At 56.8% G+C, this 13,298-nt stretch carries 11 protein-coding genes; 6 read left to right on the forward strand and 5 right to left on the reverse strand.

All coding sequences use genetic code 11. The features are described from left to right. Positions 1-75: 75 nt before the first annotated feature. Positions 76-1,071: an aldo/keto reductase gene (locus QMX84_RS23895; RefSeq protein WP_282364935.1), complete on the reverse strand. Its 996-nt coding sequence runs from the start codon at positions 1,069-1,071 to the stop codon at positions 76-78. A 110-nt stretch (positions 1,072-1,181) separates the two neighbouring features. Here QMX84_RS23895 and QMX84_RS23900 point away from each other — a divergent pair, with 110 nt between their 5' ends. Both QMX84_RS23900 and QMX84_RS23905 read left to right on the forward strand, forming a co-directional pair. Further along, complete coding sequence (locus QMX84_RS23900) at positions 1,182-2,087, forward strand: LysR family transcriptional regulator (protein ID WP_123750108.1); 906 nt, start codon at positions 1,182-1,184, stop codon at positions 2,085-2,087. A gap of 317 nt (positions 2,088-2,404) precedes the next feature. Beyond that, entirely contained in the window at positions 2,405-2,593 is a 189-nt protein-coding gene (locus tag QMX84_RS23905) for a hypothetical protein (RefSeq protein WP_048373123.1), read from the forward strand. On the opposite strand, the gene QMX84_RS23910 is transcribed toward QMX84_RS23905, so the two are convergent. Further along, a complete protein-coding gene (locus QMX84_RS23910) occupies positions 2,590-2,976 on the reverse strand; it encodes a fe2+ zn2+ uptake regulation protein (RefSeq protein WP_048373124.1) in 387 nt (128 codons plus the stop codon). The two genes, QMX84_RS23905 and QMX84_RS23910, sit on opposite strands and share 4 nt — an antisense overlap. A 268-nt stretch (positions 2,977-3,244) precedes the next feature. Here QMX84_RS23910 and QMX84_RS23915 point away from each other — a divergent pair, with 268 nt between their 5' ends. After that, entirely contained in the window at positions 3,245-5,536 is a 2,292-nt protein-coding gene (locus QMX84_RS23915; RefSeq protein WP_282364936.1) for an acylase, read from the forward strand. Between the two features lie 12 nt (positions 5,537-5,548). Here the strand turns inward: QMX84_RS23915 and QMX84_RS23920 are convergent, their stop codons facing one another. Further along, complete coding sequence (locus QMX84_RS23920) at positions 5,549-6,550, reverse strand: FecR family protein (RefSeq protein WP_282364937.1); 1,002 nt, start codon at positions 6,548-6,550, stop codon at positions 5,549-5,551. A gap of 162 nt (positions 6,551-6,712) precedes the next feature. Here QMX84_RS23920 and QMX84_RS23925 point away from each other — a divergent pair, with 162 nt between their 5' ends. Continuing rightward, on the forward strand, positions 6,713-6,991 hold the full coding sequence (locus QMX84_RS23925) for a PepSY domain-containing protein (RefSeq protein WP_048373129.1): 279 nt from the start codon (positions 6,713-6,715) through the stop codon (positions 6,989-6,991). 74 nt (positions 6,992-7,065) lie between these two features. Here QMX84_RS23925 and QMX84_RS23930 read toward each other — a convergent pair whose 3' ends face one another. Continuing rightward, positions 7,066-7,620, reverse strand: a complete 555-nt coding sequence (locus QMX84_RS23930; protein WP_123750111.1) for a GNAT family N-acetyltransferase — start codon at positions 7,618-7,620, stop codon at positions 7,066-7,068. Positions 7,621-7,961: 341 nt separating this feature from the next. Here QMX84_RS23930 and QMX84_RS23935 point away from each other — a divergent pair, with 341 nt between their 5' ends. Then, a complete protein-coding gene (locus tag QMX84_RS23935; RefSeq protein ID WP_282364938.1) occupies positions 7,962-11,609 on the forward strand; it encodes a toxin VasX in 3,648 nt (1,215 codons plus the stop codon). Between the two features lie 386 nt (positions 11,610-11,995). Next, the gene (locus QMX84_RS23940) at positions 11,996-12,754 is read left to right on the forward strand and encodes a hypothetical protein (protein ID WP_282364939.1); all 759 of its coding nucleotides are present in this window, start codon (positions 11,996-11,998) and stop codon (positions 12,752-12,754) included. 20 nt (positions 12,755-12,774) lie between these two features. Here the strand turns inward: QMX84_RS23940 and QMX84_RS23945 are convergent, their stop codons facing one another. Continuing rightward, positions 12,775-13,032, reverse strand: coding sequence for a DUF2790 domain-containing protein (locus QMX84_RS23945; protein WP_282364940.1), 258 nt, complete (start codon positions 13,030-13,032; stop codon positions 12,775-12,777). Positions 13,033-13,298 lie beyond the last annotated feature (266 nt).

A 13,298-nucleotide genomic window follows, 5' to 3' on the forward strand; every position in this document is an offset into this window, starting at 1 on the left:
GCCGCAGGCTGCGATCTTTTGATCTTTCAAGAGATCGCAGCCTGCGGCAGCTCCTACAAAAGCCGGTTACAGCATTCAGCGATTCAAATGCTTCATCGACTCTTCGCCATAACGCAAACCCGACACCGCGCCCGCCGGGAAGATGGCTGCCAGGGCGGCCCATTCGCTTGAGCTCAACCGGACGTCCAGCGCAGCAACGTTTTCTTCCAGGTATTTGCGTTGCTTGGTGCCCGGAATCGGGATCAGGTAGTCGCCCTGTGCCAATACCCAAGCCAGGGCCAATTGCCCGGCGGTGACTCTTTTGTCAGCGGCCAGCGCTTGTACTTGCTCCACCAGCCGCAGGTTTTTGGCGAAGTTCTCACCTTGAAAACGCGGGTTGGTGCGTCGGAAGTCGTCTGCGGCAAAGTCATCCGGGCTTTTCAGGGCGCCGGTCAAAAAGCCTCGCCCCAGCGGGCTGTATGGCACGAAGGCAATGCCCAGGCGCTCACAGGTGGCCAGGCAGCCGTTTTCTTCTTGGTCACGGCTCCACAGCGAGTACTCACTTTGCAGTGCGCTGATGGGGTGCACCTTGTGTGCCCGTTCAAGGGTGGTCGCCGAAGCTTCGCTCAGCCCCAGATAACGAACCTTGCCTGCCTTGACCAGATCCGCCATCGCACCCACGGTCTCTTCAATCGGCACGTTAGGGTCCATACGGTGCTGGTAGTACAGGTCGAGGGTGTCGACTCCAAGACGTTTCAGGCTGCCTTCAACAGACGCCTGGATATAGTCGGGACGCCCGCTGATGCCGCGGGCCGACGGGTTGGCTGGATCGCGCACAATGCCGAATTTAGTCGCGAGAAATACCTGGTCGCGCTTGCCACGAATTGCTTGGCCGATGAACTCTTCGTTGGTGTGCGGGCCATACATGTCGGCGGTGTCGAGCAGGTTGATGCCCAACTCCAGCGCGCGGTGCAAGGTGGCCACGGCTTCACGGGTATCGCTACCGGTGGTGTAGAAGTCAGTCATGCCCATGCAACCTAAACCGATCGCGCTGACGTGCGGGCCGTTGTTGCCGAGTTGGCGAGTGTGCATGTGAGGTGCTCCTGAGTGGGGGTGGCGCTATTGTTTACCTCGACACGCAGCGGATAAACCGGGTAGAAACGCTATCACTGTTCGTATTTTCTAAATAATAGGGGTGAGGCATGGACCGATTTAACGCGATGCTGGTGTTCACCCGCATTGTCGAGCTGGGTGGCTTTGCCAAGGCCGCAGACAGCCTGCAAATGCCCCGGGCATCGGTAACGGTATTGATCAAGCAACTGGAAGCGCATGTGGGGGTGCAGCTGTTGCATCGCACTACACGGCAAGTGAGCCCCACCCTCGATGGCGCTGCGTATTACCAGCGGTGTGTGCGGTTGTTGGCGGACCTTGAAGAGTCCGAGGGATTGTTCCGTGGCAGCCAGCCCAAGGGCACCTTGCGGGTTGAGATGCCAGCAGCCGTCGGGCGCCTGGTGGTGTTCCCGGCGCTGCCGGAATTTACCGGTCGCTACCCGCAGATTGATTTGGAAATCGGTCTTAATGATCGGCCCGTCGACCTGATTCGCGAAGGCGTGGATTGCGTGATCCGCGGCGGTCTGACTGTCGACGATTCACTGGTGGCGCGACCTTTGGTGCAGATGGACCAGATGACCTGCGCCAGTCCGGATTATTTGCGTGCCCATGGCGTGCCGCAATCGCTGGACGACTTGAACGGGCATCGCATGATTGAGTATTTTTCCAGCGCCTCGGGCAAGCGCTATGGGCTGGAGTTTCAGCTAGGCGATGACGTGCGTTTGATCAACCTGCCCAAGCAAGTCTCGGTCAACAGTGCCGAGGGCTACCTGGCTGCGTGCGTGGCCGGTTATGGATTGGTGCAGACGCCGCGTTATCACGTGGCGCAGCAGGTGCGGGAGGGGAGCTTGCAGGAGGTGCTAAGTGATTGCTTGCCGCCGCGTCTGGCGTTGACGGCGTTGTATCCGCCGCATCGGCAACTGTCACCGCGGGTGCGGGTGTTTGTCGACTGGCTGGTAGACCTGTGCAGCCGGCCCGACAGCGGTTTTAAACGGTAAAAGTCTGTAGGAGCGAGCTTGCCTCGCGATCTTTTGATCGTTTAAAAGATCGCGAGGCGTACAGGCTTAACGTTGGTAATACCCAGGGCCACCACTGTAGTAGCGGTGATCGTGATGCCATCCATGCTCAGGGAAAAATACGCACCCGCTCATGGCCAGGATGAGCAACAGCGGAACCAGCCGAATGACACGACGTAACATCTGTAAATCCTCAGGGTTGAGCCGGTGGCAGCTAAAAAGCTTCCCCGGCTGTAAGATGAGACCCTGTTTGTTTCAATTCATCTCCGGCAATTCACAATATTTTTCAGGAACAGGTAATGACTCCTAAGCAACGATTGGTGTACTCGATTTTGATCGCTCTGGTGGTGCTGGGCATCATGTTTGGTCTGTCGTATCTGCAAAACACCGGCGTGATCACCGAAAAAACCTTCCAGTACATCGCCATTGGCGTGGCTGTGGTTGTGGTGGTGATCAACGGTGTGATGCGCCGCAAGACCAAGCTTTAAGCCTCGATTTTACCCATCAGCACGGCTTCAGCCTGTGGATGCAGGCTGTAGCTCTTGTCGCTGTTGAGGACCACCACGCCTTCGCTGCACAAGCGCTTTAGCACTTCACGCACACTCAGAAACGACAGCGGGATATCCAGCGCCAGCAAGTGGCTGTGCATGCCACGCACCCCCAGCCTGCGGTCGTTACCGGCGGCCGTCAGCAAGGCATCGATGACCTTGAGACGCACCAGACTGGTTCGCAGCCCGAAGCATTTGAGTAGCTGGCGGATCCGTTCATTACCTTGCAAAGGCGCAAGCGCTTCCAGCAGGCCTGGGTCAGGCTGAAAAGCGGTATTGCGACGCTGTGGGTTGCCATCCGTTGGCAATTGCGGGTTCTGCATGCAAAAACTCCTTTCAGAGCCTGATCAGGAAAATAAAAAAGCGCTCTTACTTAACTAGACGAATGAGCGGCGTAAATCATGAACATCAAAATGTAGAAATTTTGTCGTGAATTATTATCAATCGCGATTCGGTCCCGTGTGGCCGGGGGTTTTAGGCGTTTATTAATTTTTTTTAACCTGCTTCGTTTCTTGTACAGGCTGTTCCCGGCCCGCGGTTTTCAATCGATGACGCAGCCGGGCCTTTTGTACTGATCGAGCAGGAGTCCGCGTGAGTATTTCCAAGCCGCTGAGCAAGTCGTGTTGTGCTGCGTTATGCCTGAGCCTGAGTGTGTCCGCATGGGCTCAGACACCCGCCAGCGAGGTGAGTGCCGAGATTCGTCGCACTACGTTTGGCGTGCCGCATGTTCGCGCGGCCGATGAGCGCGGGTTGGGCTATGGCATCGGCTATGCCTATGGCCAGGACAACCTGTGCCTGCTGGCCAATGAAGTGGTCACCGTCAACGGCGAGCGTTCGAGGTACTTTGGCCCTGAGCAGATGACCCTCGAAGAGCGCGATAACCTCTCCAGCGACCTGTTTTTTACCTGGCTCAATACTCCGCAGGCCGTGGCTGCTTTCTGGCAAGCGCAAACACCTGAAGTGCGTGACCTGATCGAAGGCTATGTGGCCGGTTACAACCGTCAGCTCGGCGAACGCAAAAACCTGCCTGAGCAATGTGATAACCCCTCGGTGCGGCCGATCACCACGGCTGATGTGGTCAAGTTGACGCGCAGGTTGCTGGTCGAAGGTGGTGTCGGTCAGTTCGGGGAAGCGTTGGTGGCCGCTGCGCCACCGCTCACAGCCTCGCACGCTGCAACTTACAATCCGGGGGTTGAGCGCTTTGCCGTGGCGAGCGAGCGGATGCAGCGTTTTGCCCTGGATCGCGGCAGCAATGCGGTTGCCATTGGCAGCGAACGTTCGCAAACCGGCCATGCAATATTGCTGGCTAACCCGCATTTCCCGTGGGTGGGCGGCATGCGTTTTTATCAGATGCACTTGACCATCCCCGGCAAGCTGGATGTGATGGGTGCGGCTCTCCCGGGCTTGCCGATGATCAACATCGGCTTCAATGCGAACGTGGCCTGGACCCATACGGTGGATACGTCCAGGCACTTCACCTTGTATCGACTTGAACTCGACCCCAAAGACCCGACGCGCTACCTGCTCGACGGCCAGTCGCGAGCGCTGGACAAACAAACCCTGACGGTCAACGTCAAGCAGGCCGATGGCAGCCTGGTGCCAGTGTCGCGCACCTTCTACAGCTCGGTATTCGGGCCGGTGGTGCAATGGCCGGGCAAGCTCGATTGGGATAATCACGTGGCATTCAGCCTGCGTGATGCCAACCTGAACAATGACCGGGTCTTGCAGCAGTGGTACGCGATGAATCAGGCGCGCAACCTCGATGCCCTGCAGACATCGGTAAACACCCTGCAAGGGATTCCGTGGGTCAACACCCTGGCGGTAGATGATCAAGGGCAGGCGTTGTACATGAACGTGTCGGTGGTGCCCTATGTGGACAAGGCCAAGCTGGCGGCGTGCAGTGACCCGCGTGCGGGCCTTGAAATGATTTTGCTCGATGGCAGCCGCAGTGCCTGCGACTGGACGATTGACCCGAGCGCGGCGCAGCCAGGTATTTACCCGGCCAGCCAGTTGCCGCAATTGCGCCGTAACGATTATGTGCAGCACTCCAACGACTCGGCCTGGATGGCCAACCCCAACGCGCCGCTGAGCGGGTTTTCACCGCTTATCAGCCAGGACGGCCAACCGCTGGGGCCGCGTGCGCGTTTTGCCCTGCAACGCTTGAGTCAGCCGGGGCGTGTCAGCGTCGCAGATTTGCAAGGCATGGTGATGGACGACCGGGTGTACCTGGCGGGGCAAGTCATGCCCGACCTGCTGACCGTGTGTGAAGCCCGGCAAGGCCCAGTGTGTGCCAGCCTCAAGGCGTGGGATCAGCAGGCGAATCTCAACAGCGGGATGGGGTTGGTGCACTTTCAGAACATCATGGCTCAGTTGCTTGATGTCCCGGATGTGTGGCGGGTGCCCTTCAATCCGGCAGACCCGCAGCACACCCCGCGTGGTCTGGACCTGGAGCAACCGGCCGTGGTCGAAGCCGTGCAGCACGCGCTGCAGACGTCAGCGGCAGCCGTGGCGGAGCAGGGCTTAACGCCGGAGATGACCTGGGGTGACATCCAGGGGGTCAACAGTGCAGGTCAGCGGATTGCGATCCACGGCGGCCCGGCCACGCTGGGGGTGTACAACGCCATGCAAAGTGTTCCGGTCGAGGGTGGCAAACGTGAGGTGGTCAGTGGCACCAGCTACTTGCAGACCGTGACCTTCGACGAGCACGGCCCACAGGCGCAGGGCTTGCTGGCTTTTTCGATCGCCAGCGACCCGGCTTCAAAGCATTCGCGGGATCAGACTGAGGCGTTCTCAAACAAGCAGTGGCCGCGCTTGCCCTTCACCGAGGCGCAGATCAAGGCCGATCCACAGTATGAGCTGACCACGCTTCGGGGGCATTTGTAATTTTGCAGCGCTCTAGCCGCGAGGCAGGGCGTTGATCACCGGCTGGCCGTTTTGATCGACGCGCACATACACCGGCAACACCTTGGACAAGGACGCCACCAGGTTCGGGATCTCTTTCGTGTTGAAGACCCCGCCAATCCGCAGCTGGCCGGTGGCGGTGTCGGCCAGTGACAGCGGCGTGCTCAGGTAGCGGTTGATCATGGGCAAGGCGTCGGCCAGGGTCAGGTTGTCGAGAATCAGCTTGCCATTACGCCAGGCCAGGTCGGGGGCGTTGGCATAGGTCTGGCTGATCTGCGGTGCGTAGTCGCCCCCTCTGTAGCTGGCCTGCATGCCGGGTTCCAGACGCAAGCCGTCGCCACTCAGGTTCTTGTTGCTGGTGACCAGAACTGAGCCTTCCAGCAGTGTGACCCGCACCTGATCTTCGTACATCCATACATTGAACTGGGTGCCAGTGACCCGGATACGTCCGTCAGCCGCCTGAACGATAAACGGGTGCGTCACATCGTGGCTCACTTTGAAAAACGCCTCGCCCTTGTTCAGAGTGACCTGGCGCTGATCTTTGTAGTTGAGGTAGGTCAGTTGGCTGCCCAGGTTGAGTTCGACCTGGCTGCCATCGGGCAATGTCGCGTTGACCACGCTGTTGCCTGCCTCAAGGCGTTTATACGCGCTGGGGATCACCCCGAGTTGCCAGCCGCTGTAGGCCGCCACAGGCACCGCGACAAGGGCAATGGCGGCCGCTATGGCCACACGCTGCCAAGAGCGGCGCTGAGCCTTGCGGGGCAGCGGCACGACCTGTGCGACAGCGGGTTGTGGCCGTGGCAAATGTTCGCTGGTGTCCCAGATATCAAGCATTGCTTCATATTCAAAGGCGTGCAGCGGATCAGCGTTTAACCACACAGAAAAAGCGGCACGTTCCTGGTCAGTACAGTCAGGCTCGTGCAAGCGCATGCACCACTGAGCCGCGGCCTCGGTGATGGCATCGTATTCGGCTTCTGTGAGGCGTGTTTCGCTCATGTGCGCTCCTTGGTGAGGTGCATTCTAACCCTGCGCTTGTGCTAACGAAAACATGAGCCATGTCAAAAGGATGTCATTTATTGCGATGCCACGTTTTTTCTCTGCTACGGTTACTTCGGCATCTTGGTACCAGACGCAACATCAATTAATGGAGTTAAGAACATGTTGAAGAAAACTTTTGCTGCTGTGCTCACGACTGCTGTTTTGCTGGGCTCCAGCGTTGCGATGGCGCAGCCGAATCTGGATCCGAACTGGGCGTTCTCCAAAGAGCTCGTTGAAGTGCTGAAGAACAAAAACGGTTACACCGTGATCAAGAAAATTGAAGCGGAAAACCCTGCCAATGGCCTCTGGAAAGCTGAAGGCATCAAAGCGGCTGATGGTGTTCAGTACGAAATCATTTTCGACTCGACAGGCAAAGTAATCTCCGAGAAGAAAGACTGATTCTCGCCGATTTCAGTCCAGGCACTCACTGAGTGTTTGCAGCCCGATCCTGCCTGTGCGGATCGGGCTTTGTTTTAGCGCCTGGCTCTGTGCGCGAGCCATTGTTCGCGAGTAATCTCCCATAAGTCGCACGCAAATTTGCCACCAACAAAACTGCCTTCCTGACTGCTCACCAGACGCATTGCGCCACGCTCCGAGATACGCCGAGATCCCGCGTTGGGAGCGGCCTTGGGCACGCGCATCACTTCGCGGCCCAGCGTCTCAAACCAGTAAGCGTCCACCACAGTGCAGGCTTCGCTCATCAGCCCTTGACCTTGCCAGGGCGGTGACAGCCAGAACCCCCGGTGGTTATCGACGTGATCCATCAAGCTGATACTGCCAATGACCTCTTCTGGCCGGGTGCGCAAACGCAGTGTCCAGTGCCATTCTTCGCCGCGGGCCATGGCTGGCAGAGCGACGTCACGCAGGTAACTGAGGGCGCCGTCATCCGGGTACGGCCACGGCACGACATCGTTCAGGTAGCGCACCACTTCCCAATGCGGGAAGCGTTGCTGGATGGCATCAGCATCCGCCAGACTCAAGGGCTGCAGGATCAAGCGCTGGGTATGCAAGGTGGGCGGCGCGTCCATGTAAATGGCTCCTTGCCATTAATTTGTATCGAGATTAACTCTGAATACACACCTGCGCTTTACGAGTGCGCAAAAACTTGCGCAGTTAAATGCTGTTTTTACATGGGTTAACGTGCTGTAAGCCCCGTGAATAAAGGGTTGTAGCGAGCTGCGCAACTTCTTGCGCAGTACTGTGCAGCTTTTTGCGCACTTTTAACCTGTTTGTGCCAGTTGCGGTGTTGGTTTTGGCCAGTGGTCGGCGCCAAACGTTTGTTTTATATGGGGTGTTTTGTTTCTGGCACGGTGCTTGATATCTCGTGTGGATCTAGTAGGCGAGCGTTGCGTTCGCTGGAGGCTCCAAGATGTCAAAGCCCTTCTGGCCCAAAAACCCCAACAACGTCAACCTCTCCCGCGACGATGCGCGAAACAGTATGGGCACCTGCCCGCTGATGAAAACCACCGTGCAGTTGATCCCGCTGCGCTACGCCATCGTCGACAACCCGGCACTCGACCCCGCGAGCGAGGTTGCCATGCCCTACAGCCTCAGCACCCGGCCGCTGGGTATTCGGCTGTTGCGCGATGGCTGGTTGTACGTGATTGAGGGCAGCAGCGGCACCTTGTCCGAGTACCGTATTGAAGACGGTCTGGTCAGCGCCATGCTGTGGCAAGGTCAGGCGGTGTTCGACGACGACCGTGAAGCACCGATCCACGAACCGAGGCTGATTTACGCCAAAACCAGCACGCTGTACGTCACGTATTCTGAAGTCCCGTGGACCGCTAAAAAGTGCCAGCAGGTGCTGAGCTCAACGTCCGAGCGTAATCACTTCATGCAAGCGGTAGACTTGAGCAAGGCCAAGTGCGACACCGGCGGGCCTCACCTGCTGACCCCGGACATGACTGAGCATTGGCTGGCCGAAGTCGCGACCGAGCGGATCGAGGCAGAGCAACAGAGCCCTGCCACCACGCTGGCTGAACACTCCGACACCACCCAACAACGGCTGGACGCCGAATTACCCGAGCACGAGCGTTTGCCCTACCTGTGGGAAACCCCCGCGCGTTTCGCTCAAACCTCCATGAACCGCCTTACCGGCTGCATTCATCCACAGTACCGGCACGACACGCTGTATCTGGTGCTGGAAGACACCTTGGGCGTCATGCGCGATCTGGCCAATTATCAGGACCATGTGGTTGGCTGGATCGACGACTGGAGCAATGGAGGGGCGAAACCGGGCCACAACGAACGTGATTACGTACTGGCGTGCTACATCGAATCTCTCAGCCAGCTCAATGCGCTGGATGTCAAAACGCTGATCGGTGAAAGCACGGATCCGGCGCACAAAGCACTGCTGGATGATTTGCTGTGCATGGCTGAGCCGCAGCGCGGGGTGACCGATGCCGCGATTATTGAGTACCTCGACAGAGGTGGCTTGATGACGCCGCCAGCGGGCAGCCCGGTGCCGGCGGAGTTGGAGGTGTTGCGTCAACGGGCGCAGGCGCAGGCCGATAACATTGACTATTCACGTGGCATGAGTAACAGCGCTGATGCGCTGAATGTACTTGAAGACGTTGATCGTCGTTTCTTCACTCGTGAACACTTTCGCGTAGCGCCACCGGCATTTGTCGATCAACACTTCGAAGCGTTGATTACTCTGGGTAAGCAACAGAGCCAGCAGATCACTGGAGTTTTGTATGGGACCAAGCTGGGCCAGCGCGGCGTCAATGACCTGATCGACCGCGAAGCAATGGACCGCGAATTACTCGCCCATCGAACCGGGCTGGCGCGCTGGAATCAACTGCTCGACGCCATCACCGCCGACCGGGTCAAACTGATGTGCTCGGGTGCGTTTCACACAACGGCCTGGTACTTCGACCCGATGGACATCGGCCACGCCGGGCACGCGTTTGCCACTGAATATGCCTGCCTCAAAGACATTTGCCGTAGCGACGACGCCTGCGAACAACTGCTGGCGTACAGCCAGCGCAACCCGCAATTCAGCCGCCCGCTGTACTACACCTTGCCCTACAGCGACCAAACCTCGTTGTGGGTGCACTACGCGTTTTTGCTGGCGGCGGGCATGGTCCTGTTCAACAACAGCCCTGAACTCCTGGTCCGCCTGCGCAGCATTGAACAGAACCGCTTACCGGCGCTGGACGACCTCCCTGACAGTACCCGTTCAGTGGCCAATGCCGCCCTCAACACCCTGACCCCGGCGCTTAATCGCGGGCTGGAAAACGTGCTGGTCAACTTTGACGAGTTCTTCAAAAACAACGCCATGCCCGACGTTGAAGAACTGTTGCGCAAACTGCCCGTCGCCCTGAAATCGCGGATAGTGCAGGCGGCCAAAACCGAAGGCGTGACGTTCCATTTTGCGACCCCGCAAGAACAGGCCGCGTTACGCGAAACGCTGCGTGAGACCTTCAAACTGCGCCAGGAAATAGCCCTGCTTAAAAAGAGCCGGGCCAAGTCCAATCGTCAACACGGGCATAAATCTCAGACCTCTCGGGAACTGCTGGAGAAAATCCAATACGACAGCCAGCGGCTGGATCTGGAGCAAAGACGACTGGCGGCCAGCCTGAGCCCCATCCCGGAATTGCCGGATGAACATGCACGGATTTTCGGTTCGACACAGGGCAAAGCAGGGCTGACAGTCATCTTCCCAAATGAAGGCAAACGGCAAGTGGCCGGGCTGATGGATAACTTTCGCAAAGGTGTCCATCGCGCGCCGGTCATGAACGTGCTGGGGGATGGCGCGGCGTTGTTACTGTTTGTGGCGCAGGCGGTGAATTTGGTGCAGGTGATTAAGGAAACGATGGCTGTTTCGAGTGATAAGAGGGTTTGGATGCCTCTTGCGAGTGCTTTATTTGCAACGGGTGCTTCAGGATTTGCAGCTGCTCAAGGCGTGTTCGACACGGCGCTAAGCGCTCAGGTTAAAAAGCTAGGGGATGGTTTGGCTCGAACCTCGCTCAGTCGGCTGCAAGTCACGATGGGCAAGTTGCATGTTGGATTGGGAGGGTTTAGTTATTTATTTGGTTTTATTGCTGCTGTTATCAGTCTTAATAATTACCACAGTAATTGGTTGCAAGCAGTGCGTAGCGGAAATCGAGGCGCTCAAAGCGGAGCTTTGCTAACGATGGTTGCCGCAGGTGGCCTGGCGGCCAGCAATGCTTATGGGTTTGTTAATACAGTACGGGCAGGGCTAGATGTATTGAATGCTGCTAAAGGGGCTGCCCGGGAGACGGCGTGGAAAGTTGCTGAAACTCGTCTAAGCAGCGTATTTTTTCGCTTTAACTGGGCCGTTGCGTTCTTTACGGTATTGGAATTGGCAGGTACTTGGCTTTACAACCGCTACAACACCAGCGGCCACGATCGTTGGCTGCAAAGTACCCCTTGGGGGCTTGAGGTTGAGAAACGTGAAGATCTAAACCTTCAAGAGTTTCAGCATTACTTAACGTTGCAGCAGCAGGCGCCCTTTGTAGAAGTCAAGCGTTCAGACAATGAACCGTTTTGGCGAAGCATGTTGGGTGGCACTAAGCCGGGTGAGATTTTCGTGATCCTGCCGGGGCTGACCTTGGGCGATTATCAAGACAGGCTGGATGGGCGGGCCAGTCATGGTCTTAAGATCGGCGCACAGCGAATTACAACGTTTCTTCGAGGGGATCGAGGTGTTCCCATGGAACTGCGCGAGCTTGTAACCGAGCAAGTGCAGGCAGGGTTATATCGTATGGTGAGCAAGCCCGAAAAAGAACAGAGCGGGCCAGCACCCTTGTTGATCAAGCTGACTTATCCACGCAACCCTGAGCGTGCTATCGGCAATATTTCCGAGGAGTTATTGATTGAGCTTGAACTCCAGTCGTTAGATGACGAGGGGCAATTGGTCCGGCGTAATTACCGTATTCGCTTCAATCCTGTTGAAGGTGGACGCTTTCTCCCGGCGAAGCAGCATTTCGATTCGAACGTAGCAATGCATTTGTTGGGGATTGATGTCATGGCAATGGAGCCTTTGCAATGATCTCTTCCATATCGACATCACCTCAACAATCATTTGAAAAACCCCAAAAAAAGGCGGGTGACATAGAGTTTTGTCTTACTGGGCGACAAACCTACTTGGCCCCTTTACCGTTGCCCACAGAGGCAGATCCTTGCTGCCCCTATATCAGTGATTACAACGATATTTTTTTGGACTTTGGGGGAGGGAAGCCGAATGTTTACTCGTATCAAATATGGCTGGGAGGACCATTTAGTTGTGCTTGTCTTTCTGCTTTTGGTTTCCCTCTATTGCTCTGGTTAATTGGGTTGGCTTTAGGCTATAGCTCTGTTGAGAGCCTTGAGTTTTCACTGGAGTACTTTGTTTTTGCCTGGAAATTCTCGGTTTTCATGTGGCTAGCTGGATCTGCTATGTGCTTTTACGTCTGGCTCCAAGCCCACAAACTCTTCACCAAAGTCATCCCCACCCGTTTCAACCGCCAGCGCCGTGAAGTCTGTTTTATGCCCGACGGCGCCACAGAACCCTTGTTCGTCCCTTGGGAATCCCTGTCTGCCTGGGTCGTTCAAGGCCAAAGCGCGACTCAATACGGCATCACCCGCCACTACGGAATGGGCATGGGCTTTGTGCATGAGGGTGAATTGGTCAGCGTCGAATTCCAGTGCGGCGCTCTGCAATTGGCGATTGCCAATTGGGAGGCTGTGCGCGGTTATATGGAGTACGAACTGAACGATCTGCACGCCATCCAGGACCCGCTTGAGCTTCAGGCTCCCGGCGACCCTTCCCACGAAGGGCTGCACACGTTTCGCAATGCCCGCGCCAGTTTGCACCGGCGTATTCGTGAGAAAGAAGTGGGGTGGATCTACGGTTTTTTTTGGTACGTCTACCACGTCATGACGTTATGGACCTTGCCCAACCATTTAGTGGAATGGGAGATAAAACGCATCGCCAAGGTCGGCCGCAAAGCGCTGCCCGAGGCGATGCGTGAATGGTCCGAGCCGCTGCCGCCTGAGCAATGGGCCAAGCCCAGCGCCGAGTTGCTCCGATTGAGCGCCAAGGTCAAAGCGTTGATCAAACGCTCACCACGCAAGTCAATTACCGAGGTGTTTGCTGAGGCGTATCGCAGTGAGCCCAACCATAAAAAAGCCCCCGTCAAGCGGGGGCTGATCTGAGGCTGAGGTTGCTGCGGGTGTTAGCCGTTGGCGCAGCCGTTACCCATCACACGGTATTCGATGATGTGACGCTGACCTTGATGGTCTTCGTACGTCATTTTTGCCGGAACCACTCCACACACATCGGCGACAGGCGACACGTTAATGACTTTGGCGATGTCCAGGTCGGTGGCGTAAGTGTATTGCTCAACGGCAGGTTGGGGTTGTGCAACTTTAAGGTCGTCGGCCATCGCCAAAGTAGACAGACCCATCAGAGCAAGTGCAATCAAACGTTTCATTTTCAATAAGACCTTAAAACAATCACGACTAACTGACTTCAAGTGCCGGATGGCGGTAGAAGTTGCCAGACCACTGAGTGTGTGTCTGCCACGAAGTACCGTGCCCTGTTTCAATGTTGTTTCTAGGGGGTGGTTCAATCATAAGGTTTTGCCGGGCAGGTTAAAGACCGAATGCTGCCATGCACTTATGCAGGATCGGTAACAATCCTGTAGGAGCGAGCTTGCCTCGCGATCTTTTCAACGATTAAAAGATCGCGAGGCAAGCT

This window comes from Pseudomonas sp. PS01297 (genome assembly GCF_029959305.1).
Taxonomy (GTDB): domain Bacteria; phylum Pseudomonadota; class Gammaproteobacteria; order Pseudomonadales; family Pseudomonadaceae; genus Aquipseudomonas; species Aquipseudomonas helleri.

Bases quoted from the DNA above. Each gene is read 5' to 3' on its own strand.
- QMX84_RS23905 (WP_048373123.1), top strand. From the start codon at position 2,405: ATGACTCCTAAGCAACGATTGGTGTACTCGATTTTGATCGCTCTGGTG.
- QMX84_RS23910 (WP_048373124.1), bottom strand. From the start codon at position 2,976: ATGCAGAACCCGCAATTGCCAACGGATGGCAACCCACAGCGTCGCAAT.
- QMX84_RS23930 (WP_123750111.1), bottom strand. From the start codon at position 7,620: ATGGACGCGCCGCCCACCTTGCATACCCAGCGCTTGATCCTGCAGCCC.
- QMX84_RS23920 (WP_282364937.1), bottom strand. From the start codon at position 6,550: ATGAGCGAAACACGCCTCACAGAAGCCGAATACGATGCCATCACCGAG.
- QMX84_RS23895 (WP_282364935.1), bottom strand. From the start codon at position 1,071: ATGCACACTCGCCAACTCGGCAACAACGGCCCGCACGTCAGCGCGATC.
- QMX84_RS23925 (WP_048373129.1), top strand. From the start codon at position 6,713: ATGTTGAAGAAAACTTTTGCTGCTGTGCTCACGACTGCTGTTTTGCTG.
- QMX84_RS23900 (WP_123750108.1), top strand. From the start codon at position 1,182: ATGGACCGATTTAACGCGATGCTGGTGTTCACCCGCATTGTCGAGCTG.
- QMX84_RS23935 (WP_282364938.1), top strand. From the start codon at position 7,962: ATGTCAAAGCCCTTCTGGCCCAAAAACCCCAACAACGTCAACCTCTCC.
- QMX84_RS23945 (WP_282364940.1), bottom strand. From the start codon at position 13,032: ATGAAACGTTTGATTGCACTTGCTCTGATGGGTCTGTCTACTTTGGCG.
- QMX84_RS23940 (WP_282364939.1), top strand. From the start codon at position 11,996: ATGTGCTTTTACGTCTGGCTCCAAGCCCACAAACTCTTCACCAAAGTC.